The 23,450-nt window shown below is 67.1% G+C and carries 23 protein-coding genes; 11 read left to right on the forward strand and 12 right to left on the reverse strand.

Annotation, left to right across the window (positions count from 1 at the left end; all coding sequences use genetic code 11):
* Nucleotides 1-37: 37 nt before the first annotated feature.
* A complete protein-coding gene (locus KF759_RS05100) occupies nucleotides 38-481 on the reverse strand; it encodes a DUF3592 domain-containing protein (protein WP_291223329.1) in 444 nt (147 codons plus the stop codon).
* A 361-nt stretch (nucleotides 482-842) separates the two neighbouring features.
* Here KF759_RS05100 and trpE point away from each other — a divergent pair, with 361 nt between their 5' ends.
* Complete coding sequence (gene trpE / locus KF759_RS05105; protein ID WP_291223330.1) at nucleotides 843-2,318, forward strand: anthranilate synthase component I; 1,476 nt, start codon at nucleotides 843-845, stop codon at nucleotides 2,316-2,318.
* Nucleotides 2,319-2,590: 272 nt separating this feature from the next.
* Here trpE and KF759_RS05110 read toward each other — a convergent pair whose 3' ends face one another.
* On the reverse strand, nucleotides 2,591-3,280 hold the full coding sequence (locus KF759_RS05110) for a VIT family protein (protein WP_291223331.1): 690 nt from the start codon (nucleotides 3,278-3,280) through the stop codon (nucleotides 2,591-2,593).
* A gap of 69 nt (nucleotides 3,281-3,349) precedes the next feature.
* Nucleotides 3,350-5,395 carry a M3 family metallopeptidase gene (locus KF759_RS05115; RefSeq protein ID WP_291223332.1) on the reverse strand — a complete coding sequence of 682 codons (2,046 nt, stop codon included), beginning with the start codon at nucleotides 5,393-5,395 and terminating at the stop codon, nucleotides 3,350-3,352.
* A 195-nt stretch (nucleotides 5,396-5,590) separates the two neighbouring features.
* On the opposite strand from KF759_RS05115, the gene KF759_RS05120 reads away from it, so the two are divergent.
* Nucleotides 5,591-6,136, forward strand: a complete 546-nt coding sequence (locus tag KF759_RS05120) for a gamma carbonic anhydrase family protein (RefSeq protein ID WP_291223333.1) — start codon at nucleotides 5,591-5,593, stop codon at nucleotides 6,134-6,136.
* A 481-nt stretch (nucleotides 6,137-6,617) separates the two neighbouring features.
* Here the strand turns inward: KF759_RS05120 and KF759_RS05125 are convergent, their stop codons facing one another.
* The 7 genes from KF759_RS05125 to hemB all read right to left on the reverse strand — a co-directional run bounded on the left by KF759_RS05125 (nucleotide 6,618) and on the right by hemB (nucleotide 11,922).
* Nucleotides 6,618-7,670 (reverse strand): NAD(P)-dependent alcohol dehydrogenase, encoded by a 1,053-nt coding sequence (locus KF759_RS05125; protein ID WP_291223334.1) that lies wholly within the window; start codon nucleotides 7,668-7,670, stop codon nucleotides 6,618-6,620.
* Between the two features lie 80 nt (nucleotides 7,671-7,750).
* Nucleotides 7,751-8,221 carry a carboxymuconolactone decarboxylase family protein gene (locus tag KF759_RS05130; RefSeq protein ID WP_291223335.1) on the reverse strand — a complete coding sequence of 157 codons (471 nt, stop codon included), beginning with the start codon at nucleotides 8,219-8,221 and terminating at the stop codon, nucleotides 7,751-7,753.
* Nucleotides 8,222-8,246: 25 nt separating this feature from the next.
* Entirely contained in the window at nucleotides 8,247-9,077 is an 831-nt protein-coding gene (locus KF759_RS05135) for an isocitrate lyase/phosphoenolpyruvate mutase family protein (protein ID WP_291223336.1), read from the reverse strand.
* Between the two features lie 81 nt (nucleotides 9,078-9,158).
* Nucleotides 9,159-9,809 carry a thiopurine S-methyltransferase gene (locus tag KF759_RS05140; protein ID WP_291223337.1) on the reverse strand — a complete coding sequence of 217 codons (651 nt, stop codon included), beginning with the start codon at nucleotides 9,807-9,809 and terminating at the stop codon, nucleotides 9,159-9,161.
* Nucleotides 9,810-9,837: 28 nt separating this feature from the next.
* A complete protein-coding gene (locus KF759_RS05145; protein WP_291223352.1) occupies nucleotides 9,838-10,095 on the reverse strand; it encodes a YkgJ family cysteine cluster protein in 258 nt (85 codons plus the stop codon).
* Nucleotides 10,096-10,097: 2 nt separating this feature from the next.
* On the reverse strand, nucleotides 10,098-10,904 hold the full coding sequence (gene aroE / locus KF759_RS05150; RefSeq protein WP_291223338.1) for a shikimate dehydrogenase: 807 nt from the start codon (nucleotides 10,902-10,904) through the stop codon (nucleotides 10,098-10,100).
* A 22-nt stretch (nucleotides 10,905-10,926) separates the two neighbouring features.
* Nucleotides 10,927-11,922 (reverse strand): porphobilinogen synthase, encoded by a 996-nt coding sequence (gene hemB, locus KF759_RS05155; RefSeq protein ID WP_291223339.1) that lies wholly within the window; start codon nucleotides 11,920-11,922, stop codon nucleotides 10,927-10,929.
* A gap of 224 nt (nucleotides 11,923-12,146) precedes the next feature.
* Here hemB and KF759_RS05160 point away from each other — a divergent pair, with 224 nt between their 5' ends.
* From KF759_RS05160 to KF759_RS05175, 4 genes are all read left to right on the forward strand, one after another.
* Nucleotides 12,147-12,599, forward strand: a complete 453-nt coding sequence (locus tag KF759_RS05160) for a hypothetical protein (protein WP_291223340.1) — start codon at nucleotides 12,147-12,149, stop codon at nucleotides 12,597-12,599.
* Between the two features lie 61 nt (nucleotides 12,600-12,660).
* Nucleotides 12,661-13,329, forward strand: a complete 669-nt coding sequence (gene rsmG / locus KF759_RS05165) for a 16S rRNA (guanine(527)-N(7))-methyltransferase RsmG (protein ID WP_291223341.1) — start codon at nucleotides 12,661-12,663, stop codon at nucleotides 13,327-13,329.
* Nucleotides 13,326-14,108: an AAA family ATPase gene (locus tag KF759_RS05170; protein ID WP_291223342.1), complete on the forward strand. Its 783-nt coding sequence runs from the start codon at nucleotides 13,326-13,328 to the stop codon at nucleotides 14,106-14,108. Before rsmG ends, KF759_RS05170 begins: the two co-directional genes overlap by 4 nt.
* Before the next feature lie 27 nt (nucleotides 14,109-14,135).
* A complete protein-coding gene (locus KF759_RS05175) occupies nucleotides 14,136-15,005 on the forward strand; it encodes a ParB/RepB/Spo0J family partition protein (protein ID WP_291223343.1) in 870 nt (289 codons plus the stop codon).
* Between the two features lie 353 nt (nucleotides 15,006-15,358).
* On the opposite strand, the gene KF759_RS05180 is transcribed toward KF759_RS05175, so the two are convergent.
* Entirely contained in the window at nucleotides 15,359-15,937 is a 579-nt protein-coding gene (locus KF759_RS05180) for an NnrU family protein (RefSeq protein WP_291223344.1), read from the reverse strand.
* A 192-nt stretch (nucleotides 15,938-16,129) separates the two neighbouring features.
* Here KF759_RS05180 and KF759_RS05185 point away from each other — a divergent pair, with 192 nt between their 5' ends.
* Both KF759_RS05185 and KF759_RS05190 read left to right on the forward strand, forming a co-directional pair.
* Entirely contained in the window at nucleotides 16,130-16,846 is a 717-nt protein-coding gene (locus tag KF759_RS05185; protein ID WP_291223345.1) for a glycosyltransferase family 2 protein, read from the forward strand.
* 4 nt (nucleotides 16,847-16,850) lie between these two features.
* Complete coding sequence (locus KF759_RS05190; RefSeq protein WP_291223346.1) at nucleotides 16,851-17,453, forward strand: DUF6445 family protein; 603 nt, start codon at nucleotides 16,851-16,853, stop codon at nucleotides 17,451-17,453.
* A 257-nt stretch (nucleotides 17,454-17,710) separates the two neighbouring features.
* On the opposite strand, the gene ppc is transcribed toward KF759_RS05190, so the two are convergent.
* Entirely contained in the window at nucleotides 17,711-20,407 is a 2,697-nt protein-coding gene (gene ppc, locus KF759_RS05195) for a phosphoenolpyruvate carboxylase (RefSeq protein ID WP_291223347.1), read from the reverse strand.
* 541 nt (nucleotides 20,408-20,948) lie between these two features.
* Between ppc and KF759_RS05200 the strand changes: the two genes are divergently transcribed.
* Genes KF759_RS05200 through KF759_RS05210 form a run of 3 tightly spaced genes read left to right on the forward strand, consistent with a single transcriptional unit; the run spans nucleotide 20,949 to nucleotide 22,890 of the window.
* Nucleotides 20,949-21,584: a hypothetical protein gene (locus KF759_RS05200; RefSeq protein WP_291223348.1), complete on the forward strand. Its 636-nt coding sequence runs from the start codon at nucleotides 20,949-20,951 to the stop codon at nucleotides 21,582-21,584.
* 14 nt (nucleotides 21,585-21,598) lie between these two features.
* The gene (locus KF759_RS05205; protein WP_291223349.1) at nucleotides 21,599-22,183 is read left to right on the forward strand and encodes a hypothetical protein; all 585 of its coding nucleotides are present in this window, start codon (nucleotides 21,599-21,601) and stop codon (nucleotides 22,181-22,183) included.
* A gap of 14 nt (nucleotides 22,184-22,197) precedes the next feature.
* On the forward strand, nucleotides 22,198-22,890 hold the full coding sequence (locus KF759_RS05210) for a hypothetical protein (RefSeq protein WP_291223350.1): 693 nt from the start codon (nucleotides 22,198-22,200) through the stop codon (nucleotides 22,888-22,890).
* Nucleotides 22,891-23,450: the final 560 nt, after the last annotated feature.

A 23,450-nucleotide genomic window follows, 5' to 3' on the forward strand; every position in this document is an offset into this window, starting at 1 on the left:
CGCCTGCCCGGTTCGGCAGGCAGGGCACCGCGTGGGCTCAAGTCATGACCAGAAAGATTCCAAGGCCGAGCAGGCCAACGATGAGGGCCAGCTGTTGGTAAATGGAGGTATCGGCGCCTGCCACCAGCACCGCATCCTGCGGATCGTCCGGGTTGACGTAGGCGAAACAGGCGCCCTTCGCGGGGATGCCCGCGGTGAGCTTGGCCGCTTCCGCGCGCGAGAGGAACTCGCTGTGTCCGTTGCTCACCTTCGTCGAGCGGTATTCCTTGCCGCCGACCCGATAGCTGTAACTTGCCTCGACCTTGAACTGCGCCTCTCCGGAGAGACCGGAGCCTTCCTCGCTGGTCTTGATGCTCGCGATGGTGCACGGGACCCGCTTCCACTTTGCGGTGGCCCGGGACAGCCTCAGCTTGTTCAGCTCCCAGGCCATGCCGCCCAGGGACGCGGGCACGAGCAGCCATCCGATGAGGTGTGGTGACATGGTGTGTCTCCGTGGTCGGGAAAGTGGAGCAGGTGCACGGTCAAGCCTTGAACCCGCTGCACGTGCGGTGCCCGCCAGTCGCGGTGCGTTCGCAGCCGGCGGTAGCGCCGCGAGTCGAGCACGTCCAGCGGCAACTGTCCAATGACCATCAGTCATCGTGCCGACGCAGTCACAGCCTCGGATGCGTCCGACTGCCAGCGCGAGGCTGGCGCGATGGCGAGCGGGTCGCGCGCGCGGGACCTCAAAGCCCACCCGCGGCAGGCATCCCCTGCACGGGCAGGCAGTACCGATCCGGGCGAATGATTCCTGCGCCCGCTTTTGCTCTATCTTTGCCGGTCGCGCCACCGCAGGACGTTCGCCCGTGATCAGCCGCCCAGACTTCGATGCCCTCGTCGCGCAGGGTTACAACCGCATCCCGCTGGTGCGCGAGGTGCTGTCCGACCTCGACACGCCGCTGTCGGTCTACCTCAAGCTCGCCGACGGGCCCTACGCCTATCTGTTCGAGTCGGTCGAGGGCGGCGAGAACTGGGGCCGGCATTCGATCATCGGCCTGCCGTGCCGGCGTGTGCATGCGCTGCGCGGACACCAGTTGTCGATCGAGGAGCTCGGCGAAACGGTTGAATCGCGCGAAGTCGACGACCCGCTGGCCGAAGTCGAGGCGATCCGCGCGAGCTATCGCGTCGCCCCGGTCGCGGGCCTGCCCGCGTTCAGCGGCGGACTGGTCGGCTATTTCGGTTTCGAGACGATCGGCTGGATCGAACCGCGCCTCGCGCGCTCGAACGCGCGTGATGATCTGGGTACACCCGACGCACTGCTCATGCTCAGCGAGGAAGTCGCGGTGTTCGACAACCTCAAGGGTCGCCTGTACTTGATTGTTCACGCCGATCCGGCGCAGCCGCAGGCCTATGCGCGCGCGCAGCGCCGCCTCGATGAACTGGTGTTCCGTCTGCGCCACGCGGCTTCGGGTTACCCCGACGTGCTCGATCCCAAGGCGCTCGAGGAAGCCGACTTCCGGTCGAGCTTCACGCGCGAGGAGTTCGAAGCGGTGGTGGAGAAGGCCAAGGACTACATCCGCGCCGGCGACATCTTCCAGGTCGTGCCCTCGCAGCGCCTGTCGGTGCCGTTCCATGCACGGCCGGTCGATGTCTATCGCGCGCTGCGCGCGCTCAATCCCTCGCCCTACATGTACTTCGTCGATCTCGGCGCGACCCAGATCGTCGGTTCCTCACCGGAAATCCTCGTGCGCCTCAAGCAGGGCCGCGTGGTGGTGCGACCGATCGCGGGCACGCGTCGTCGTGGCCATAGCGCCGAGGAAGACCTCGCGCTCGAACAGGAACTGCTCGCCGACACCAAGGAACGCGCCGAGCATCTCATGCTGATCGATCTCGGCCGCAACGATGTCGGCCGCGTCAGCAAGACCGGCAGCGTGCAGCTCACCGAGAGTTTCATCGTCGAGCGCTACTCGCACGTCATGCACATCGTCAGCCAGGTCGAAGGCGAACTGCGCGATGGGTTGTCCTACATGGACGTGCTCAAGGCGACTTTTCCTGCCGGCACGGTGAGCGGTGCGCCCAAGATCCGCGCGATCGAGGTGATCCAGGAACTCGAACCGCACAAGCGCAACATCTATTCGGGCGCGATCGGTTACATCGGCTGGAATGGTGATGCCGACACCGCGATCGCGATCCGCACCGCGGTGATCCAGGATGGCCGCCTGCACGTGCAGGCCGGCGCCGGCGTGGTGTTCGATTCCGATCCCGCCAAGGAGTGGGAGGAGACGATGAACAAGGGCCGCGCCCTGTTTCGCGCGGTGGCGCAAGCCGCGGGAGGCTTGTGACGCAACGCGCGAGCGCGGTGTGGGCGGGATACATCCGCCGGGCCGATGTGGGTCGGGATTCATCCGCGGGGCCGGTGTGGGTCGGGATTCATCCCGACTCTCTGAGCGCCGGAATTGCCCACGTCGGGCTCAAGCCCGACCCACGAGCGAATGGCGGCGATGCCGGGATTCATCCGCGGGGCCGATGTGGGTCGGGATTCATCCCGACTCTCTGCGCGCCGGAATTGCCCACGTCGGGCTCAAGCCCGACCCACGGGCGAATGGCGGCAGCCTCAACTGCCGAACAAGCGCCCGATCAGGCCGGTGGCTGCCATCGCCAAGGCGCTCCAAAGCGTCACGCGCAGCACGCCGCGCGGGATCGATGCGCCGCCCGCGCGCGCGGAGAGCGCACCGAGCAGCGCCAGCGCGAACAATGACGCCGCAGGCACGACCCACTCGATCCTTGCCAGCGGCGCGATCGACACGGCGAGCAAGGGCAAGGTCGCGCCAGAGGCAAACGCGGCTGCCGAGGCCAGCGCCGCCTGCAGCGGGCGCGCGCGCAATTCTTCGGTGATGCCGATCTCGTCGCGCGCATGTGCGCCCAAGGCATCGTGGGCGGTGAGCTGCTCCGAGACTTGCCGCGCGAGCGAGCGGTCAAGTCCACGTTGCACGTAGATTTCGGTCAGTTCGTCGAGCTCCGCCTCGGGCGAGCGTTCGAGCTGGCGCCGTTCCATCGCCAGATCCGCATCTTCGGTATCGGCCTGCGAACTCACCGAAACATACTCGCCCGCGGCCATCGACAGCGCGCCCGCAATCAGCCCGGACACGCCAGCCAGCACGATCGCCTGCTGCGAGGAGCCGGCCGCGGCCACGCCGACGATCAGGCTCGCGGTCGAGACGATGCCGTCATTGGCGCCGAGCACGGCCGCGCGCAGCCAGCCGACGCGGCCGCTGCGGTGGGGTTCATGCGGATGGGCGTGCATGTCGCTTCGGCTCCCGGTCGCGGCGCGCGGCATCCTACCATCGTCCCCCGCGACAACCGTGCATGCGTCTCATGCCGCCAGCCCGTAACTGCGCAACAAGGCATCGGGCGTGGGCGCGCGGCCGCGAAACGCGATGAAGCTTTCGAGCGCGGGGCGCGAGGCGCCCACCGCAAGGACACTCCGGCGCCAGGCCGCACCCGTCGCCGGGTTGAATACGCCCTCTTCCTCGAAGCGTCCAAAGGCATCGGCCGAGAGCACCTCGGCCCACAGATAACTGTAGTAGCCCGCCGCGTATCCGCCCGCGAAGATGTGGGTGAAGGCGTGCGGAAACCGCTGCCACGAGGGCGGTTCGATCACCGCGACTTCACTGCGCACTTCGCCAAGGATCTCCATTACGCGCGCGCCGCGTGCGGGGTCGTATTCGCGGTGGATGCGGAAATCGAACAGACCGAACTCGAGCTGGCGCACGAGAAACAGCCCGGCATGGAAATGCCGCGCTGCCTGCATGCGCGCGAACAGCTCGTCGGGCAAACGCTCGCCGCTTTGCCAGTGGCGCGCGAACAGATCGAGCGCCTCGCGCTGCCAGCCGAAGTTCTCCATGAATTGGCTAGGCAATTCGACCGCATCCCACTCCACGCCATTGATGCCGCCGACGCCTGGCAGGTCGACTTCGGTGAGCAGGTGATGCAGACCGTGGCCGAACTCGTGGAACAGCGTGAGCACGTCGTCATGGGTGAGCAGGGCTGGCGCGCTCGCGGTCGGCGGCGCGAAATTGCAGGTGAGGAAGGCAACCGGCAGTTGTCGGTGATCGGCATCGACGAAGCGGTTGATGCACACGTCCATCCACGCTCCGCCGCGCTTGCCGGCACGTGCATACAGGTCGAAATACGCGCCAGCGAACACCGTGCCATCGGCGTCGACCAGATCGTAATAGCGCACGTCGGCATGCCAGACATCGACATCGCTGCGCGGCTTGAGCGACACGCCGAAGATGCGGCCGGTGATCGCGAACAGGCCTTCGAGGACCGCATCGAGCGCGAAATAGGGTTTGAGCTCTTCCTCGCTCAGCGCGTACTTGCGCTCGCGCAATTTCTCGGCCGCGTAGCCCACGTCCCATGCGGCCAGCTCGGCCAGGCCCAGGTGCTCGCGCGCAAACGCGCGCAACTCGTCGAACTCACGCTGTGCGACCGGCTTGGCACGCGCGGCCAGATCGCGAAGGAACGCGAGCACGCTGTCCGGCGTGGGCGCCATCTTGGTCGCCAGCGATTCCTCGGCCGCATCGTGGAAGCCGAGCAGTTGCGCCGCTTCGTGACGCAGCGCGAGCAGTTGCTCCATGCGCGCGGAATTGTCGAACTGACCGGCATGCGGACCTTGGTCGGAGGCGCGCGTCTGGTAGGCGGTGTAGACGCGTTCGCGCAAGGCGCGGTCGTCCGCAAACGTCAGCACCGCCTGCACGCTGGGTTGCTTGAGCGTGACGCGCCAGCCGTTTTCGCCCTGCTCCTGTGCATAGGCGCGCAGCACCGCGCGACCCGATTCGGGGATGCCGGCGAGCGCCGCTTCGTCGTGGATCGACTCGCTCCAGGCATCGGTCGCATCGAGTACGGCTTCCTCGAACTGCGTGGCGAGTTTGGCCAGGATGCTGGAGATCTCGCGAAAGCGCGTGCGCGCGGGCTCTTCGAGCGCGACGCCTGCAAGGCGGAAGTCGCGCAGCTCGTGCGCGAGCAGGGCGCGCGCGGCCGCTGGCAGTGCGGTGCTGTCGGGCCGCTGCGCCACCGCGTTGACCGCGGCGAACAAGTCACGGTTCTGGCCGAGCTCGCTGCTGAACTCGACGATCTTCTCCTGCGCGGCCGCATAGGCCTTGCGCAGTGCTTCCGAGTCGGCCACCCCGTGCAGGTGCGAAACCGGCGCCCAGGCCCGGTTGAGACGATCCTCGAGTGATTCGCCACGGCCGATCACGCTGGCGAAATCACGCGGCGCCGCGCTTGCCAGCACGGCGTCGATGCCGGCGCGGTAATCGGCGAGCACTGCATCGATCGCGGGTTCGACGTGTTCGGGGCGGATTGCGGAGAAGCGCGGCAAGCCAGAATCGGCAAGCAGGGGATTGTCTGGGTTCATGCGTCGATGACCGATGGGCACAGCCGCACAACGTGGCGCGTCGGGCGGATGAAATCAAGCGCAGGTGGCAGGGTGTCACCGAACATGCGGACGATGACTCGTGCACGCGCCTGTGCGGGAAATGCGACCACGGCAGCGCGCCGCGGTGCGGTTTTGCTAGCCTTGTCCGACCCCCTTCGTCGCAATGGGTTCACGGTGAACATCCGACCCTACCAAGGCATCAGCCCGCGTCTGGCCGCCGGCGTCTATGTCGATCCGGCCGCGCAGGTGATCGGCGATGTCGAGATCGGTGAGGATGCCTCGATCTGGCCCTGCGCGGTGGTGCGCGGCGATGTGCACTGGATCCGCATCGGCGCGCGCACCAGCATCCAGGACGGCAGCATCCTGCACGTGACCCACGACGGCCCGTATACGCCGGGCGGCTTTCCGCTCCTGATCGGCGCCGATGTCACCGTCGGTCATGGCGTGATCCTGCACGCCTGCACGGTGGGCAATGCCTGCCTGATCGGCATGCACGCGACGCTGATGGACGGCGTGGTGGTGCACGATCACGCGATCATCGCCGCCGGCGCGGTGGTCACGCCGGGCAAACAGGTCGGCGAGGGCGAGTTGTGGCTGGGCAATCCCGCACGTTGCGTGCGCCGGCTGTCGGAAACCGAGATCGAGCGCCTGCATTACTCGGCCCAGCACTACGTGCGGCTCAAGAATCGCTATCTCGAAGCGATGCAAACGCCGCCGTAGGAGCGGCGGAAGCCGCGACGAATGCCGCACACCATCGCGCTGCGCGCACACGTCATGCATCGGTCGGGCCTTCCGGCCCTCCTACGACGGCAAACGGACCGTGGACGAGCGCCACCATCACCTGTGCGCGGTGTAGGAGCGGCGGAAGCCGCGACCTTGCCATGCACCGGCTTGTCATGTAGGAGCGGCGGAAGCCGCGACCAAAGCCACGAGATCATGACAACCGAACCCCGTAGGAGCGGCGGCAGCCGCGACGAATGCCGCACACCATCGCGCTGCGCGCACACGTCATGCATCGGTCGGGCCTTCCGGCCCTCCTACAACGGCAAACGGATCGTGGACGAGCGCCACCATCACCTGTGCGCGGTGTAGGAGCGGCGGCAGCCGCGACCAAAGCCACGAGATCATGACAACCGAACCCCGCACGAGCGGCGGCAGCCGCGACTCGCGCCAGGCGCCACGGGAACACCCAGGCGCTTGCTCAGCCGGCCAGACTCCGGGTGTCGATCACGAAGCGATATTTGACATCGCTGCGCAACATGCGTTCGTAGGCCTTGTCCACGTCCTGTGCGCGGATGATTTCGATGTCGGACACGATGTCGTGCTGGGCGCAGAAATCGAGCATTTCCTGGGTTTGCGCGATGCCGCCGATCAAGGAGCCGGCAATCGCGCGGCGGTGGAAGATGAGGCTGCCGATGTTCGGTGTCGGATGCGGTTGCGCGGGTACGCCGAGCAGTACCAAGGTGCCATCGCGCTTGAGCAGGTTCGAATACGCATCCAGGTCATGGCTCGCAGCGACGGTGTCGAGGATGAGATCAAAGCTGCCTGCCTGCGCCTTCATCTGTGCGCCGTCGCGTGAAGTCACCACTTCGTCCGCGCCCAGTGCAAGAGCGTCCTGGCGCTTGCCTTCGCTGCTGGTGAAGGCGACCGTATGCGCCCCCATCGCATGCGCGATCTTGATGCCCATGTGGCCGAGTCCGCCGATGCCGACGATGCCGACCTTCTTGCCCGGACCCGCGTTCCAGTGACGCAGTGGCGAATAGGTGGTGATGCCTGCGCACAGCAGCGGCGCGACCGCGGCGAGCCGATCTTCGGAGTGGCTGACGCGCAGCACGAAATGCTGATCGACGACGATGCGCTGCGAATAGCCGCCCAAGGTGTGTCCCGGTGCATCCGCGGTCGGACCGTTGTAGGTACCGACGAAGCCGTTTTCGCAGTATTGCTCCAGACCCTCAGCGCAGGATCCGCAATGCCGGCAACTGCCGACCAGGCAGCCGACACCCACCGTGTCACCGACCTTGAAGCCGGTCACTGCGCTGCCCACCGCGCTGACATGACCGACGATCTCGTGGCCCGGCACGCAGGGGTAGCGCGTTCCCGGCCATTCCGAACGGACCGTGTGCAGGTCGGAATGGCACACGCCGCACCAGTCGATCTCGATCTGCACGTCGCGTGCGCCGGGCGCACGGCGCACGATGTCGAGGGATTCGAGCGGCTTGTTGCCGGCGTGTGCGCCCCAGGCTTTCGTGGTCATCTCGGACACCTCATCAGGTTGGGTGGATCGGTCCCCACAATCTTGCGCCCAGTCCGGTGCCGGCGCCTTGACCGAAAATCTCAGCGCTTCTTGCCGTGCGGGCTCACGTAGTCGCCGACCTTCGAGCGGAACGCGATCGCCATGCGGTTCCAGCCGTTGATCGCGATTACCGCAAGCGTGAGATCGACGATGCCCTTGTCGTCGAAGTGCGCGTGCGTTTGCGCGTACAGTTCGTCGGAAATTTCCTGGGTCATCGCGATCTCGGTGACCGCTTCGGTCCACGCCAGTGCGGCGCGTTCGCGTTCGCTGTAGCAGGGCGCTTCACGCCATGCCGACAGCAGGTACAGGCGCTGCTCGGTTTCGCCGAGCGCACGCGCGTCCTTGGTGTGCATGTCCAGGCAATAGGCGCAGCCGTTGATCTGCGAAGCGCGCGTCTTCACCAGTTCGATCAGGGATTCTTCCAGCCCGCTCTTGTGCACCTGCATCTCGGTGTTGAGCAAGGCCTTGAAGGCTTCGGGCGAGGCGTTCCTGTAGTCGAGTCGTTGCTTCATGGGCTTGCTCCGCAGGGATCTGGAATCAGGTGAAAAGGCGCTGCATGTCGACGTAGCCGAACGACGCATCGAGGCCATCGCAGCGGCCGCTGTCGTGCCAGTTGACCGCGGCTGCGCGCGCAGCCGAATAGGCAATCGTCGCCAGCCGTGTCGCGCTGCTCACGCGCGCCACGCCGATGCGCTGCAGCTCGTCTAGCGCAGACAGGCCGACGCGCGCGCCGATGTTGACCGGCGCATCGAGCGCGGCGATGAAGCGCTCGATCATCGCCGGATCGGCGAGGCCGATCGGATAGATGCAATCGGCGCCTGCGGCGAGATAGCGCCGCGCTCGGACGATGGCGTCAGCGAAGCGCACGTCGTCACTGGCATCGCCACCGACCATCCACACATCCACGCGCGCATTGATCACGATCGGCACGCCGTTGGCCTGTGCGGCGGCGCGGGCCGCGGCGATGCGCGCGGCGGCATCATCGACGTCGCGCAAGATGCGATGCTCGATGCCGTCTTCGAGATTGAGTCCGGCGATCCCGGTGCTGATCAGCGCGCGCACGTTCGCGGCCACCGCTTCGGCTGTGGCGCCATGGCCACCCTCGAAGTCGACCGTCACCGGCAACTGTGTCGCGCCGACGATGCGGCGAGTTGCCGCGAGGATGTCCGCGAGCGGCAGTTGTTCGCCATCGGCATGACCGAGCGACCAGGCCATGCCGCCGCTGGTGGTGGCGATCGCGGCAAAGCCGAGATCATCGAACAGGCGCGCGCTGCCGGCGTCCCAGGCATTGGGCAACAGCAGTACGCGCTTGCGGTCATGCAGCGCGAGCAGGCGCTGCGCGCGTTCGATCTGGCGTGCAGGGTTCATGCGGATGCGAGCGGGTTTGGGCCGACCATCCTACGCCGACGCCACGGACGCGGCGCCGTCTTTGCACTGCCTTGCACACCGTCAACGCACTCGCTGCAGGCGATACACCGCGGTCGCCAGCGCGCTGGTACCGAATCCGGGTTCGTGGGCGAGGATATCGCGGCGTTCGAGCAGATCGACCGACCAACGCGGCGCGAAGCGTGAGCGCACCTCGCCTTCCTCGACCGAAAACGGCGGGCCCTGTTTTTCCGCCTGCGGATACTCGAGCGTGATCAGCAGTCCGTGGCAGCCGATCGGAAGCCTGGCATAGAGTTCATCGATGTAACGCGCACGCATCGGCGGCGGCAGTGCAATCAGCGCGGCGCGATCGTAGACACCCACACATTCGGCCAAGGCTTGCGCATCGAGCGCGAAGGCATCGCCGCAGATCAGCTCGATGTCGCCGGCGACATGGTGCGTGCCGTAGCGCGAAGTGTGCACCTGCGGCGTCAGCCCGTGCTCGCTGAAGAACTGCTCGATCGCGAGCGGCGAGAGCTCCACGCCGAGTACGCGATGCCCCTGTGCGGCAAGCCAGAGCACGTCGAGCGATTTGCCCGCAAGCGGCACGAACACGCGACTGCCCGCGGCGAGCGCGAGCGCGCCCCAGTGTTTTTCGAGCAGCGGCATCACTTCGGCGCGATGGAAGCCGATGCGGCCCTCGCGCCAGCGCTGCAACCAGAATGCCTGTTCCATGTTCGACACCTCGTTTGCGTGCAGGGTCTCAATGCGGCGCGGTCGCCTGTTCCAGCGCAGTCAATCCCGCGAGCGCTTCCGCGCGGCTGCGCCCGCACATCGAAGGCGATGGGCGCAGTGCGCGGCACACCGCAGGTCGCTCGGGCTGACCGAAGATCGCGCAGGCGTAGTCATCGCGCAACTGCACGCAGGGGATGCCCGCGGGTTTGCCATGCGGCATGCCCGGGATCGGCGAGGAAATCGACGGCGCGATGCAACAAGCGCCACAGTGTGCGCGGCAGTCCATCGTCAAGCGCGCAGCATCGCGTAGACCGATGCCGTGGTGGGACGCACGCGATGCCACAGCTCGAACGCATCGGCAGCCTGTTCCACCAGCATGCCCAGACCGTCGCTGCTGCGCGCGATGCCTGCGCTGCGCGCCCAATCGAGAAAGGGCTGCGCAGCCTTTCCGTAGGACAGGTCATAGGCAAACGTGTGCGCTTGAACTTGCGGTGCCGGCACGGTGAACGCGCCACCGCCATGCCCCGCTGCGGTCGCATTGATGACGAGGTCGAAGTTGCCCTGATCGGCGATGCCATCGAGTGGGCAAGCCGCTGCGCATGGGCCGAGTACATCGGCCAGTGCGAATGCGCGCCCGTCGCTGCGATTGGCGATCAAGAGTTCGCGCACGCCCGCATCGATCAGCGCAAATGCGGCCGCGCGCGCGGCACCACCGGCGCCGAGCAACAACACGCGTCGATCGCGGGATTCGAAGCCGTGGCGCTCGCGCAGATCGCGCAGCAAACCGCTGCCGTCGGTGCTGTCGCCGCGCCACTGCGTGCCGTCACGGATCAGCGTATTGACGCTGCCACAACGCTGCGCACGCGCGCTGCGCGCCGCGCACAGCGCGAACGCATCTTCCTTGAGCGGCAGGGTGACGTTGGCACCCACGCCGCCGTCGCGCATGAACGCATCGAGCACGCGGGCAAAATCATCACGCCCCGCTTCGATCGCGCGGTACTCCAATTCGATCCCGCACTGCGCAGCAAATGCCGCGTGGATGCGCGGCGAGAGCGAGTGCGTGATGGGTTGGCCGAAGACGGCGTAGTGCTTCATGCGGCGCGCGCGCGTCGCCTGCTCACGCCGATTCGCGCAACCAGCGCGCGGCATCGAGCGCGAAATAGCTGAGGATCGCATCGGCGCCCGCGCGGCGGATGCCGGTGAGGGCTTCGAGCACGCAGGCACGTTCGTCGAGCCAACCATTGGCGGCGGCGGCCTTGAGCATCGCGTACTCGCCGCTGACCTGATAGGCGAAGGTCGGCACGCCGAAGCGTTCCTTCACGCGGCGCACGATGTCCAGATACGGCAGCGCGGGTTTGACCATCACCATGTCGGCACCTTCCTCGAGGTCGAGCGCGACTTCGCGCAGGGCCTCGTCGGAATTGGCCGGATCCATCTGGTAGCTGTACTTGTTGCCCTTGCCGAGGTTGCCGGCCGAGCCGACCGCATCGCGGAACGGGCCGTAGAACGCCGAGGCGTACTTGGCCGAGTAGGCGAGGATGCGCGTGTTGATCTCACCGGCGGCCTCGAGCGCAACACGAATCGCGCCGATGCGGCCATCCATCATGTCCGAGGGGGCGACGATGTCGGCGCCGGCCTGCGCATGCGACACCGCCTGTTTCACCAGCGCCGCGACAGTGGTGTCGTTGACGACGTAGCCGCTGTCATCGATGAGTCCGTCCTGACCATGCGTGGTGAAGGGATCGAGTGCGACGTCGGTGATCACGCCCAGTTCGGGGAACGCCTGCTTGAGTGCGCGTACCGCGCGCTGGGCGAGGCCGTCTGGGTTCCAGGCCTCATGCGCGTCGAGTGATTTCACTTCGGGCGGTGTGACCGGAAACAGCGCGAGCGCGGGCACACCCAAGATCTGCGCCTGCTCGGCCACGCGCAGCAGGCGGTCGATCGAAACGCGCTCGACGCCCGGCATCGACGGAACCGCTTCGGCGACATCGCGGCCCTCGCGCACGAATACCGGCAGGATCAGGTCGGTCGGGGAGAGGTCGGTTTCGCGCATGAGTGCGCGCGAAAACGCATCGCGGCGCATGCGGCGCAGACGGGTGTGCGGATAGGCCATTGTGAGCGGCGATGAAAAGGGGATTGCCAGTGTACTGCGAGCTGCCGTTGGCACGGCCGATGCATTGCCAACGCGGTCACGATTGATTTGTGCGTCAGGTCCGGACACGGATCACTCATGCAGGGAAAATTCAGTTAAATCCTTGTTATGGCGCCGGGACTGTGGTTTCATGCGCCAACATGAGGTTTGTTGTTTAACTCGTTGTTCATTCTGGAAAACATCCGATGTTCTCGCCCTTGGTCTGGATGTTGTGCATTGCGGTCGGCCTGGTTCTCCTTGCCGCCTCGGTGCTGCGCATCCCTGAAGGGCAGATCGTCGCGCTGCGCCGCATCGGCGGCCACGAGCGACACATTGGGCCGGGAATGCACCTGATGCTGCCCTTGCTCGAGCGCGTGGCGCGCAAGATCAGTCTTGCCGGCACCACCCTGCGCATCGATGACCTCGAGCGCGATGGCAGCGCCCTGCAGGCGACGATCTACTTCCAGGTACTCGATCCGGAACGTGCCGACCGCCTGCTCGACGATACGGGCAGCGTGCTGCGCGCACGCACCCGCGAACTGGTTGCGGCGAGTGAGTTCCCCGCATCCACCCAGGAGCGTGCAGGCTGGCTCAAGCGTGGCCTCAACGAGCGCCTGCGCGAGTGCGGGCTCATCGTCGCCCGCGTCGACCTGTCCTGAAGCGCTGGATTTGTCCGGCGCGCGCAGCTGATACTGCGCGGCCCGAGTATTTTTCCTGCCCATGACCGACCGCGATTTGCTGCGCCAGCGCCTCGTCGCGGGACTGGCCGCGCTGCCTTGCGATCTTGCCGAGCCGGCGGTCGAACGTCTGCTCGACTACCTTGTCCTGCTCGCGCGCTGGAACGGCACCTACAACCTCTCGGCCGTACGCGAGCCGCTGGAGATGGTCGCCCGCCACCTGCTTGATTCGCTTGCCGTGGCGCCCTGCGTTTCGGGCGCAACGCTTGCCGATCTGGGCACCGGCCCGGGCCTGCCCGGGATTCCGCTGGCGATTGCCGCGCCACAGCGCACGGTGACCCTGGTCGACTCCAACGGCAAGAAGACGCGTTTCCTGCGCGCTGCGGTGCGCGAACTCAAGCTGGACAACGTGCAGGTGGTCGAAAGTCGCGTGGAAAACGTGGCCGGCAGCTTCGACTGCATCACCGCGCGCGCCTTCGCCAGCCTCGCCGACATGCTGGCTTGGGGCGGCCACCTGCTCGCGCCTGGCGGGCGCTGGCTCGCGCTCAAGGGGCGCGTGACCGCCGAGGAACTGGCAGCGGTGCCGGCGCCGTTCCGGGTGCTCGAAGTTCGCCCGCTGCGGGTGCCCGGTTTGGACGCCGAGCGCTGCGTGGTGATAATTGCCGGCCCCGACCATGAAGTCGGCGCTTCAGCAACCCGGATACAGCCATGACGCGCATCATCGCGATCGCCAATCAGAAGGGCGGCGTCGGCAAGACGACGACGGCAGTCAATCTCGCCGCCGCGCTGGCCGGCCCGTCGCGGCGTGTGCTGCTGGTCGATTTCGATCCGCAGGCCAATGCGACGATGGCCTCGGGCGTGGACAAGCGCACGGCAAAACCGAGCGGCTGCGAAGTGTTGCTGGACGAAGCGCCGATCGAAAATGCAATCGTGGGTACCGAGGCCGGCTTCGACCTCTTGCCCGGCAATGCCGATCTCACTGCCGCCGAACTCAAGCTGATGGATGCGCTTGCGCGCGAATCGCGCCTCAAGGAGCACCTCGCCAAGCTCGGCAATCGCTACGACATCGTGCTCATCGATTGTCCGCCCACGCTCAACCTGCTTACCGTCAATGCGCTCACCGCCGCGCATGGCGTGCTGATTCCCGTGCAGTGCGAGTACTTCGCGCTGGAAGGTCTCTCCGACCTGCTCACCACGATCAAGGCCGTGCGCATGCGCCTCAATCCCAAGCTCGAAGTCGAAGGGCTGCTGCGCACGATGTACGACACCCGCAACAACCTCGGCAACGAAGTCTCGCTGCAACTCACCAAGCATTTCGGCGACAAGGTCTTGCGCTCGATCATCCCGCGCAACGTGCGCCTGGCCGAGGCACCGAGCCACGGCAAGCCGATCAACCTCTATGATCCCGAATCGCGTGGCGCGCTCGCCTATGATGGCCTCGCCAGCGAAATGATGCGCCGCGCCGGCAGCGCAGCCGCCGCGGCACGTTGATCGCGACTCTCACGGAATCCTCGACGCATGGCCACCAAGAAACGCGGTCTCGGACTCGGACGCAGCCTCGACGAACTGCTCGGTGGCGGTGCGCCCGCCACGCAGGCCGAGGCCGATGGTGAACTGCGCACGCTCGCGGTCGCGTCGATCGTGCCGGGCAAGTTCCAGCCACGACATCACTTCGATGAAGCCGCGCTCGACGAATTGGCTGCCTCGATCAAGGCCCAGGGCCTGATCCAACCGGTGGTCGTGCGCGAGATCGGCAAGGGTCGCTTCGAACTCATCGCCGGCGAACGCCGTTGGCGCGCGGCGCAAAAGGCCGGGCTCGAGGAACTGCCGGTGCTGGTCAAGACCGTGCCCGAGCAGGCCGTGGTGGCGATGGCGCTGATCGAAAACATCCAGCGCGAAGATCTCTCGCCGCTCGAGGAAGCCAATGCGCTGCAGCGCCTGATCGACGAATTCGGCCTCACCCACCAGCAAGCTGCCGATGCGGTGGGTCGTTCGCGCGCGGCGGTCAGCAATCTCTTGCGTTTGCTCGAACTGCCCGAAGCGATTCGCCGCCTGCTCGATGATCGCTTGCTGCAGATGGGTCACGCCCGCGCACTCGCGAGCCTGCCCGAAGCGCGCGCGATCGCGCTCGCGCGTCAGGCCGCGGATCAGGGCTGGAGCGTGCGCGAACTCGAAGAAGCGGTGCGACGCGCTGGCGCCGCGCCCGCGGCCAAGTCGAGCGCGGCCAAGGCCAAGCCCGATCCGAACATCGCCGCGCTCGAGCGCGATCTCGCCGAAAAACTCGCCACCCGCGTACAGCTCGCCCATGCACGCAGCGGCCGCGGACGCCTCGTGATCCACTATCACAGCCTCGACGAACTCGACGGCATCCTCGGTCGCATTCGCTGAAGCGGGTCGGGCCTTCCGGCCCTCCTACAACGGCAAACGAATCGTGGACGAGCGCACACGTCGCCGATGAGCGGTGCAGGAGCGGCGGAAGCCGCGACAATCATCGCGACGTTGCCATGCATCGTGATGGTGTAGGAGCGGCGGAAGCCGCGACAAGGCGCCACACACCATCGCGCGCCATGCGCACATGCAACGCACCGGTCGGGCCTTCCGGCCCTCCTACGAGAGCGCACGATTGCTCGATGCCGATTGGTCGGGCTTGCCGGCCCTCCTACAAAAGGATCATCACCGCAGCGCTGCCATTGCGCGATGGTGTAGGAGCGGCGCTATCCGTGGCTGCTGTCCGTGGACGCTCAGGCGATCGGCTTCACGCCGATCAGCCACAGGTGCAGCCAGAACGCGAACACCGCCCAGCCCGCCAAACCGAGCACGATCGCGATTGCATCACCCGCGAGCGTTCCCGCCGCCACCTGCATGCCGGTGCGGACATCGCGGCGGCGCAGGGCGAAGAAACTGGCCAGCGCCCAGACGAGGAAGGCACCGAACAACACGTAGTCATGCAGCCAGGCCGTGGCCAGCAGATGTCCGCCGGCCCACAAGGCCGTGCCGGCGAGCATCGGGTGGCGCAGCCAGGCCTTGAAATGATTGCGCGGCACGTAGGCAGCCAGCACCATCACGAAGGCGATCAGCGTGAACAGGCTGTTGAGGTGGCGCAGCGCCAGCGCAGGCGCATGCATCAGGGTCGGGGCCTGCCGGGCCTGCGCAAAGCCGATCACGATGAGCGCAAGACCGAGCAGCGTAATCACCGTGTACAGGCCCTTCCATGGCATCAGGCCGAGCCGTGCAACCATGCGGCCGCGCCAGTCGGGCGCCAGCATGGGGATCGAATGCATGCCCACGAACAGCAGCAAACCGAGCAACATCAAAGTCATGGCATCAGCTCCGGCAACGCAGCGGGGGACCGGCAGCATGCCAGCGGCGAAGGCGCCGGCAAAGCTGCCGCGCAGCGGATCATGGCGCCGGCCCCGCCCCGAGTGCGCGCGACCGGCATGCACAGGGGATGCCGGCACCCCCTCTGCCGCGATCGGCGATAATGCCGGCCTTGCCTGCCCGCGAAACCTGCAATGCCCGAGCTTTCCGTCGTCGTGCCCGTGTTCAACGAACAGGGCAATATCGCGCCGCTGGTCGGCGAGATCGCGGCCGCGCTGCGCGGCGTGGCCGAGTTCGAGATCGTCTATGTCGACGATGCGAGCCGCGATGATTCACTCGCCGTGCTCGGCACACTCAAGGCGACCACGCCCGAGCTGCGCGTGGTCGCCCACGCCACGCAGAGCGGGCAGAGCACGGCGATCCGCAACGGCGTGAAGGCCGCGCGCGGCGCGTGGATCGCCACGCTCGACGGCGACGGCCAGAACGATCCGGCCGACATCCCGAAACTGCTGGCGATGCGCGCCACCGCCGATCCCGCGATCAAGCTGTTCGCGGGCTGGCGCGTCAACCGCCAGGATTCGGGTAGCAAGCGCTGGGCTTCGAAGTGGGCCAATGCGATCCGCGCGCGCCTCTTGCGCGATGACACGCCCGATACCGGTTGCGGCATCAAGCTGTTCGAGCGCGCAGCCTTTCTCGACCTGCCGTATTTCGATCACATGCATCGTTACCTGCCCGCGCTGATGCAGCGCGCCGGCTGGCAGGTGCGCTCGGTGCCGGTCAACCACCGCGCGCGCGGCACGGGCGTGTCCAAATACAACAACCTCAACCGCGCCCTGGTCGGCATTTCAGATCTGCGTGGCGTGGCCTGGCTGATCCGCCGCTCGCGGCGCACCGACACTCGCGAGCTTTGAAGCCATGCCCGCCTCGATCATCATCGCCGACGACTTCCTCGCCCGCCCGCATGAACTGCGCGAGGCAGCGCTGCGCCTGACCTATCCGGCGCAGGACGGTGCGTTTCCGGGCCGCAACTCGCTCGAACGCATCGCGCTCGACGGCCTGCTGCCGGAAGTCTCGCATCTGGTGGGCGAGCCGCTGCGCCTGCTCGATCCGCCGCAGTCACACGCCAAGTGCCGCATCACGCTGGCCAACGACGTGGGCCGCGCGCGTGTGCACGTCGACCAGTCGCACTGGTCGGGCATTCTCTATCTGAGCCTGCCCGAGCACTGTCGCGGTGGTACCGAGTTCTTCCGCCACAAGCGCACCGGCAGCGAGCGCGGGCCGACCAATCTCGACGAGCTGCATGCGATGGGTTACGCCTCGATGCAGGACATGCACAAGGACATCATCGAGAACGACAGCAACGACGAGGCCGCCTGGGAGCTGACGATGCGCGTGCCGATGCGCTACAACCGCCTCGTGCTGCTGCGGCCGTGGTTCTGGCACACCGCGGGCGAGGGCTTCGGCGATTGCCTGGAAAACGGGCGCCTGGTCTATCTCATGTTCTTCGGCTCTGGTTGAGGCGCGCGCCCGATCGCGCGATGGTCGGTGGCGTCTTGTCGCGGCTGCAGCCGCTCCTACAACAAGTCGGTGCATGGCAACGTCACCCGTGCCTTTGTAGGAGGGCCGGCAGGCCCGACCGATGCGCCGCGGGTTTGCTTTGCGCGCGATGAGGGGTGGCACGGGTCGCGGCTGCCGCCGCTCCTACACCATCGCGCAGTGGCAGCGCTGCGGTGATGATCCTTTTGCAGGAGGGCCGGAAGGCCCGACCCGCACGCTCAGCCGCTGTTCTGCAGGCCGCGCGCGACGCCGTGCACGCTGGTGGCCAGCGCACCGAACAGGGCCTCGTCGCTGCTGCCGCCCGCGCGCCAGCGTTCGAGCAGGTCGATCTGCAGCAGGCTGATCGGGTCGATGTAGGGATTGCGCAGCGCGATCGATTGCGCCAGGCGCGGGTCGTCGGCGAGCAGTTGCGTGCGACCGCGCAGGCGCAGCACGGCGGCGACCGTGCGTTCGAATTCGGCCCGGATGCGTGGATGGAATCGCGCATGCAGGTCGCCTGCCAGGCGCGAGAAACCCTCGGCGATATCGAGATCGCATTTGGCCAGCTGCATCTCGAGGTCTTCGACGAGGGTGCGGAAAAAGGCCCAGTCGCGCGTCATTTCGACCAGCGTTGCTTCCTCGCCCGCCGCAAACATCGCCTGGATCGCGCTGCCCACGCCGTACCACGCGGTGAGACCGGCACGTGATTGCGTCCAGGCGAACACCCACGGGATCGCGCGCAGCGAAGACAGCTCGCTGCCGAGGCGACGTGCCGGTCGCGAACCCAGCGTCATGCGTTCGATCACGTCGATCGGTGTGGCGGCGCGGAAGTAATCGACGAAACCGGCCGTGGTGAGCAGGTCGCGGTAGGCCTGCTCGCCGTGCGCGGCAAGCGTGTGCATGAGCTTGCGCCAGCGTACTTCGCGTGGTTCGCGCTCGCGGGGGCGCAAGGTCGCCAGCAGCACCGCACCCACGCTTTGCTCGAAGGTGCGCAGCGCAAGGGCGCGGATGCCGTATTTCTGATGGATGATCTCGCCTTGCTCGGTCACGCGCAGGTGGCCACCGATGGTGCCGCGTGGTGCCGCCATCACCGCGCGCGAGGTCTTGCCGCCGCCGCGACTGACCGAACCACCGCGACCGTGGAAGAACTCGATGCGAACGCGCGCGGCGCGCGCTGCGTCGAGCAATTCGAGTTGGGCGCGCTGCAGCGCCCAGCGTGCGGCGAGGATGCCGCCATCCTTGGCGCTGTCGGAATAGCCGAGCATCACCACCTGGCGATTGCCGCGTGCTGCGAGGTGGGCGCGGTAGGCCGGCTCGGCGAGCAGGGCATTGAAGGTGTCGGCGGCGGCGCGCAAGTCACCGATCGTCTCGAACAGCGGTGCGATGTCGAGTGCGACCGCGCCCTCGCCATCGACGAGTCCGCCCGCGCGTGCGAGCGCGAGCACGCCGAGCAGATCGGCCACGCAGCCGGCCATGCTGATGATGTGCACGCCCAGGGCCGCCTCGCCGTGGCTGCGCCGGGCCGCTGCGAGTGCGGCGAACACCGCTTCGGCACCGGCGCGCGGGCTGTCGCTTGCGGCCGGTGGCAGGCTCGCTGCGCCGCTGGCAAGGGGCGCCAGCAGGCGCGCGCGCGCGTTCGCATCGGCCGGCCAGTGACCAAGCGCCTGCGCCAGCATCGGCGCGTAGACGCGCGCATCCTGGCGCGTGTCCAGCCGCGCGAGATGAAAGCCGAAGCTGCGGATGCGCCAGAGCAGACGACCCACCGCGAAGCCGCCCGCATGCATGCCGGCGTTCTCGCGCAAGCTCGTCTCGATGCATTCGATGTCGGCACGGAAGGCCTCGGCATCGGCATAGCCTTCGGCGGTGTCGCGCAGGCTGGTGAGCAGGCGCGCGTCGATCAGCTGCAGCAGGCAGCGATAGGGCATGTTGGCGTGGCGCGGGCGGATCTTTGCGGCGGCGCGCGGCAACAGCGCGCGGTAGCGTGCCACGCGCTCCAGCACCGCGCTGCTGATGCCGACGCGGTCGGAGGTTTGGGTGAGCAAGCGCGCCAGCTGCGCGCATTCGCGGCGGTAGCATTCGATGATGATGCGTCGCTGCTGACGCAGCGCAGCCGACACCGTCGCCGCATTGGCATTGGGATTGCCGTCCATGTCGCCGCCGACCCAGTTGGCGAAGCGGATCACCGCGGGCAATTGCGGACAGGCGCCGTAGACCTCGATCACGGCGTGCTCGAAGGTTTCGTAGAACACCGGCATCACGCGATAGATCGGATCGGCAAGATAGAAGGCGACATGGTCGAGCTCGTCGAGCACGTCCGGGCGGGTGTGCTCCATGTCGGCGGTCTGCCAGCCGCTGGTCAATGCCATGCGCAGGCGCGCGTGGTCGCCGGCACGTTCGTCGGGCGTTTGCGGGCCGACCAGGTTGTCGATCAGCGCGCGCACGATCTGCTGCTCCTTCTCGAGCAGGGCGCGGCGCGAGACTTCGGTCGGGTGGGCGGTGAACACCGGCTCGATGTCGAGCTGCGGCAGGATCGCCAGCAATTCCCCGGCATCCACGCCCGCGTCGCGCAGGCGCTGCAGCACGTCGCGCAGGCCGTCGGGTTGCGCTTTCGCGCCGGCGATCTGGTAACTGCGGCGGCGGCGGATGCGCTGTACGCGCTCGGCGATGTTGACGACGTGGAAATAGGCCGAGAACGCGCGCGCAACTGCATCGGCGACCCGCGCGTCGAGCCCGGCGAGCGCGTCGGCGAGGGGGTCGAGCGGCCCGGCTTGGCGACGGCGCGCGATCGCCTGGGCGCGAGCGGCCTCGACGCGATCGAAGAAGGCCTGGCCGTTCTGCTCGATCAGCATCTCGCCGACCAGCCGGCCCAGGCGCCGCACGTCCTCGCGCAGGGCGGGGTCGGTCGGTTCGAGCACGACTTCGCTGACAGGACTCATCGTCGGCTCCGGCGGTGGCATTGGCGGCGGGGCTTCGACCTTAGCAGCCATCACGGTGCACTGCAGCATCAGGTGCCCGATACCGCCAAGCGGCGGCGGCGGTTCGCGCGGGTCGCGGCTGCCGCCGCTCCTACAAACCGTCGACATCGTGATGGCGCGATTTTGTAGGAGGGCCGGAAGGCCCGACCGGCGTGCTGCGGGTTTGCGTTGCGCGTGATGGTGGGTGGCGCGGGTCGCGGCTTCCGCCGCTCCTACATCACCACGACGCATGGCAACGACGCGATGGGCGTCGCGGCTGCCGCCACTCCTGCACCGTCACGATGCACGGCGACGACGCGAGGTCGGCCAGGCGCAGGCGCGGCCTTTGCCCGGTCCATGTCTGGTTTACGCGCCGGCTTGCGCTCATGGCTTCCCGGATGGGGTGAGTGCGCCCGCGATGCCGGCCGTGGCCGGTTTCGGACAGGCCTCTCCGTCCGTGCGTGGCGACCGGGCTCGTCCGTCATGCGCGCACTTGCCGAGCCCGAACGGGAGATGAGGAATCATGCAAGCAAGCAATGCAATGGCAGCACTCGCCCTTGCCGTGGGCGCGAGTCTCGCGCTGGCGGCGGGCAGCGCCGGCGCCGCGCCGCCGGCGCTGGATGAACAACTGGACGGGGCCGCGCCCGTGATCAGCGTGCCGTGGAACGTCGATGCGGCGGGCACTGCTGCGCAGGCCGAAACGCTGCTCGCGCCAACGGCTTGGGCGGAGTGGTCGAATGTGCTGGGCATCGACCTGCGTCCGGGCGGATCGGGCATGGAGTTCACCTCCAACCCCGACTACGGCACGTTTTGGTGCAGCAACGGCTCTTCGCCGGCCTATGCCTACGCGCGCATGCATCTGCCGCATGGCAGCACGATCCGTTTTTTCCGCATGTGGGGCCAGGATCTTTCCGCGAGCGGCGACGTCATGGCGAAGTTGCGCGAAACCTGCCTGCCCAATGTCGGCCCCGCGGCCACGCCGACCGTGACCGACCTGGCGACACTCCAGAGCAGCGGCAGCAGCGGCAGCTTCACGGTCACCAGCAGCCCGGACCATGTCGTCGACAACCACCAGTGCGCCTACGTGGCGTATGTGCAGTTTCCCAGCTGCGATGCCACCACCAGCCTGCGCAAGCTGCGCGTCCAGTACGAGCGTTGACGAGGAGCCCAACCATGACCAGAACACCCTTCATCGCCGCCGTGTTCGCTTGCGCATTCCTGAGCAGCGCAAGTGATGCCGCCGATTTTCCCAACCGCGACTTCCGCGTGATCACCGGCGTCGACGGCAAGCCGGCCCGGTCCGATGATTCCTACAGTTATGCGAGCGGCAACTACCGGTGCACGAACGCAAGCACGCGCGCCACGCCCCACGTCGTGCGTTATCCGTTCAACCTGCCCGAGGGCACCAGCGTCAGATACGTCAGCGTGTACGGGCGGCGCACGAGCGATGCCACGCCCATCACCTTGCGCCTGAGGCAGGTGTGCCAATCCCAGAGTGCAAGCGATCCGACTTCGACGGTATTGGCCACCCGCACGCCAGCCGGCAATGCCGACGGCTATTTCATTTCCGCGATGGAATTTTCCCCAAGCCCCAACACGCTCGATTGCCGCGCCTGGGTCGAGGCCAGTTTCGACATCAGCACGACGGCCTGCGACGCCAGCAAGGCCTGGATACAACGGGTGTTGCTCGAGACCGAACCGTCCGATCGCATCTTCCGCGGCACGTTCAGCGTCAACGTCGACTACACCCTGCCTTGAACCAGGAGAATTGCATGCAAACCCAACTTGCCCTGACGGCCGCGCTGCTGGGCATCTGCCTGGCTGGCACTGCGCTGGCCGGCCCCCAGCCCGGCGACCTGCGCGTCACCGACCCGGCGCAAATCCGTGCGCTGGGCTTTGATCCGGCGACCGACGAGGTCTTTCTCGCCGCGCCGTTCGATGATCGTGCCCTGCTCACCGCCCGCCTGGCCCGCGGCGATGCGAGCCCGCAGGCGCCCAATCCGGATGTCGATCCGATCTGGACATCGGTGGTCGGCACGGACTTTCGCTTCAACAACTCGGCTGTGCCATACACGTTCGACGTAAACACGAGCCTGACCTGCTCCGCAACCGGCGCGAGCTACAGTGCTTACGCCAACATCGAATTCCCGAGCGACCATCGCATCACCTGGATGGATGTATGGGCGGTGGACGACTCGACCACCGACGGCGTGCGGGTTTCGCTGTGGGAAATCTGCCAGCGCGTCAACGATCCCGATCCCAGCCTGCGCACGGTGACCCAGATCGGTCCGCTCATCGACACCGGCACTGCGGACGCTCCCGGCGCGGTATGGCGCAATGCCCACGTCGGCCCGAATCGCTGGGTGCACGCTGCCACCTGCAGCTATGTGGTACGCGCTGACGTCGATTGCGCCAACAGCGCGGTACGCCTGCAGAAGGTGCGCGTGCTGTGGGATTACGACTGAGACTCGCCCCATGCCACGGCCGCATCAGCAGCCGTGGCGCCGCGCATTCCAATCCTGAAATGAGCCCGGAGAGCTCCGCTTCGGGCTCATGCGGCGCTTGATTCGATGTCGGCGGCAAAGAGCGGCTGTCGGGCGAGGTCGAGATGCAACGCACGCGCCGCCCATGCGCGGTGTAGGAGCGGCGGCAGCCGCGACGTTGCCATGCACCGGCTTGGTGTAGGAGCGGCGGAAGCCGCGACCGGGCACAGCGCAGTGATGAAACGTTGGTCGGGCCTTCCGGCCCTCCTACGAAAGAACATCACGTAACGCAGCCATACCGCGTTGTTGTAGGAGCGGCGGAAGCCGCGACGTTGCCATGCATCGTGATGGTGCAGGAGCGGCGGCAGCCGCGACCGGGCGCAACGCGGTGATGAAACGTGGTTCGGGCCTTCCGGCCCTCCTACAACGGCAAACGAATCGTGGACGAGCGCACGCGCCGCCCATGAGCGGTGTAGGAGCGGCGGAAGCCGCGACCGGGTGCAACGCGGTGATGAAACGTGGGTCGGGCCTTCCGGCCCTCC

It is taken from the genome of Dokdonella sp. (assembly GCF_019634815.1).
GTDB lineage: Bacteria > Pseudomonadota > Gammaproteobacteria > Xanthomonadales > Rhodanobacteraceae > Dokdonella_A.